This window comes from Streptomyces sp. HD, assembly GCF_028369295.1.
Classification (GTDB): Bacteria; Actinomycetota; Actinomycetes; order Streptomycetales; family Streptomycetaceae; genus Streptomyces.
Genome location: NZ_JAQMYP010000130.1, coordinates 1 through 2,807, shown reverse-complemented (window position 1 = coordinate 2,807; position 2,807 = coordinate 1). Strand labels below are relative to the sequence as shown.

The 2,807-nt window shown below is 68.9% G+C and carries 1 protein-coding gene; it reads left to right on the top strand.

Annotated features, from left to right (window positions below; genetic code table 11):
- Nucleotides 1-2,705, top strand: a 2,705-nt coding sequence (locus POF73_RS45595; RefSeq protein ID WP_272125437.1) for an amino acid adenylation domain-containing protein, incomplete at its 5' end; no start/stop codon positions are given.
- Nucleotides 2,706-2,807 lie beyond the last annotated feature (102 nt).

Below are 2,807 nucleotides of genomic sequence, written 5' to 3'. Positions count from 1 at the left end.
TGCTGCGAGACCGGCTGCCGGACACCGGGGCGGTGGTGGTCTGTGTGGACGCGCCGGTGCTGAGCGAGTCGGCTGAGGATCCGGGGCTGGACGTGGTGTCCCGGGCCACTCCCGACGACCTTGCATATGTCATCTACACGTCGGGTTCGACCGGCACCCCGAAGGGCGTGGGCGTACCCCGCAAGGCCCTGACAAACCTCCTCCTCGCCATGCGGGACCGTCTGGGTGTCACGGCCGAGGACCGGCTGCTGTCGGTGACGACGGTCATGTTCGACATCTCCAACCTGGAGTTGTACCTGCCGCTGGTCACCGGGGGCGCGGTTGTGCTGGCCGGCAGGGAACAGGTCCGGGATCCCCGTGAGCTCGTCACCCTGCTGGAGCAGCGGAAGATCACCCTCATGCAGGCCACGCCGTCCGTGTGGCAGATGGTGGTGGACGTCATGCCCGGCCGGAGCAGCGACCTGCACGTGCTGACCGGTGGCGAGGCACTCTCCGCGGATCTGGCCGCACGCCTCACGTCCCGGGCCGGCCGCGTCACCAATCTCTACGGCCCCACCGAGACCACCATCTGGTCCCTGGCCGCGGACATCGAACCCGGTGCGGATTCGGTGACCATCGGAGGCCCGATCGCGAACACGGAGCTGTTCGTGATGGACCGCGGCCACCAGCCGGCTCCCGTTGGAGTGCCCGGCGAGCTGTGGATCGGCGGGACCGGAGTCGCCCGTGGCTATCTGAACCGCCCGGAGCTCACGGCGGAACGATTCGTCCCGCACCCCTTCTCCAGCGACCCCGACGCCCGCGTGTACCGCACCGGTGACCTGGTCCGGCGGCGGGCCGATGGAGCGATCGAGTACCTCGGACGGATGGACCACCAGGTCAAGGTCCGCGGGCACCGGATAGAACTCGGAGAAGTCGAGTCCACCCTGATGGCACACGAGGCCGTGGACACCGCGGTGGTCGTCGTCCGGGAGGACACCCCCGGGAACAAGCGACTCGTCGCGTACTGCGTGCCCGCCCATGGCACGGACCGGCCGGACACGACCGTACTGAGGGCGTGGTGCACGCGCGGCCTGCCCGAGTACATGGTGCCAAGCACGTTCGTCCTGCTGGACGAGCTGCCGCTCACGGCGAACAAGAAGATCGACCGTAAGGCGCTGCCCGCTCCGGACGGACTGCGTCCCGAGCTGGAGGGGAGCTATGTGGCTCCGCGCACCCCGGCCGAGAAGGCGATCGCCCGCCTCTGGCGGGATGTCCTTCGAGTGGACCGGGTCGGCGTCCACGACAACTTCTTCGAGCTGGGCGGCGATTCCGTCCTCAGCATCCAGTTCATCACCCGCGCACGACGGTACGGCCTTGAGCTCACGCCGCCGATGGTGTTCCGGCACCCCACGGTCGAGCAACTGGCGGCCCACGCGGGGCCCGAGGAATCCACCGACACCACGGCAGCCGACGACGTGCCCGCGACCCCGTACCAGCGCACGCTCCTCACATACGGTCGCACGGTCGACCGACTCCTGGCCTGCCCCGGCTTCGACCGCGAACTGCTGCGGCGGGCTCTCACGGCGGTGGTCCGCCACCATGACGCGCTGAGTCTGCACCGGGCCCCGGACGGTTCCCAGCGGTTGTGCCCGATCGCCGGTGACAGCGTGGACCTGCCGTACCAGGACCTCACGGACCGGACAGCGGAAGACAGCCGGAGACTGTTGAACACGGCCGCGCAGGACTTGGCGCAGGGGCCGTGGGACGGGCCGCTGGTGCGTGGCGCCCTGTTCGACCTGGGCGGTGGGCTCGGCAGGTACTTGCTCCTGGTCGCTCATGCCGCCGTCATGGACGAGGAATCCTGGCCCATTCTGCTGGACAGCCTGGAACTGGCCTGTCAGGCCCTGGCGGCGGACGAGGAGGTCGTCCTGCCGTTGCGGGGCACATCCTTCGCCGCCTGGTCGGCCCGGTTCACAGAGCCGGCCGACGAGCCGCCCCTTACGGCAGGAGACACAGCCGCGCATCTGCGGACGCGGGTGGACATGGATCCGGCGGACATGGCCGTGTTCGGCTCCTCGGCGGGCGACACCTCCGAGGAACGGCACATCCGGCTGACCGAGGTGGTGCTCACGGCGCTGCAGTCGGCGGCCCGTGACTGGCTGAGGGAGCCCGTGCCGGTGGAGCTTCGGGTCAGCGGCCGTGAGCATCCCGGCGAGGGCATGAATCTCACCCGCACCGTCGGTTGCCTGACACGCTGCCTCCGCATCGAGCCGTCGGCCACGGACGCCGCGGACGTGCACTCGTCCCTGTCGGGCGTACGAGAGCAACTGGCCGCGTCGCCGGCCGACGTCTTCAGCTCCGACGCCCCCCGGCCCGCCGTCGCACTCACCGTGGTGCGCGAAGATCGTCGGCTTCCCACGGCATTCGCAAGCGACCTTGCCCTCCCCTGGCCCGAGGACCGCGGACCGGTTCGCGTTCCGGCGAACTCTGTCGAGGTGACCGCCCGGCTCGACGCCAAGGAACTCGCACTCGAACTCGCCTACGCAGAACACAGCCATGACCCGAACACGGTCCAGGACCTTGTCCGAAACCTGCAGAAGTACCTGAAGGAACTGCTGGAGGAGAAGTCCCGGGAGACCCACGGGCCCGCGTCCAGTTCAAGTTTTCCGCTCGCCGGCCTCGACGAAACGGGCCTGGCCTCCGTTCTTGAAAGGTTCTCGAAGTGAGCAACGTCGAAGACATCTACAAGCTCACCCCTCTTCAGTCCGGGATGCTCTTCCACGTCCTGTACGACTCGACGGACGCCAACCACTACGTCGCCCAGTCCG